The organism is Cecembia lonarensis LW9 (genome assembly GCF_000298295.1).
Classification (GTDB): Bacteria; Bacteroidota; Bacteroidia; order Cytophagales; family Cyclobacteriaceae; genus Cecembia; species Cecembia lonarensis.
Genome location: NZ_AMGM01000313.1, coordinates 1 through 633 on the forward strand (window position 1 = coordinate 1; position 633 = coordinate 633).

1 protein-coding gene is annotated in these 633 nt (G+C 48.8%); it reads left to right on the forward strand.

From position 1 onward, the window contains the following. Window positions 1-633: DNA methyltransferase (locus B879_RS24260; RefSeq protein ID WP_040401657.1), on the forward strand; the 633-nt coding region annotated here is incomplete at both ends.

The window sequence follows — 633 nt, forward strand, 5'->3', positions numbered from 1 at the left end:
AACCGCTCTTCCTTAATGAGCTTAAAGAAAAGTTCGATAACGCTTACAACTCAGTTCCACAGCTTGAGAAGCTCCTTGACCGGATTAGTGAGATCAAGATTTTTGACCCTGCATGTGGCTCGGGCAACTTCTTGGTGATCGCGTATAAGGAACTGCGCCGCCTCGAACACGCGATCCTGGAACGTCTTGGAAATCTAAGCGTTAAGCATCAGAGAATATCCTTAGATTCACGTATCAATGTTGAGAACTTCTACGGCATCGAGATCGATGACTTCGCCGTAGAAGTCGCAATCCTTTCGTTATGGATTGCTAAGCATCAGATGAATGCAGAGTTCTTCGAGAAGTTCAATCTTAGGATCGAACTGATCCCGCTGAAGGAAGCCGGCCAAATTGCCCAGGGCAATGCTACTCGCGTTGATTGGAACTCGGTCTGCCCGAACGAAGGCGGCGAGATCTACCTGATCGGCAATCCCCCATATAAGGGCGGAAAATCGCAGAGTAAGGAAATGAAAGCCGACTATCCATTCGTCTTCGGCAAACGGCCCTATTCAAAGGACCTTGATTACATCGCGCTCTGGTTCGTAAAAGGCGCCAGTTATATCGAGGGAACGCGAGCGGAGCTGTCGTTTGTCT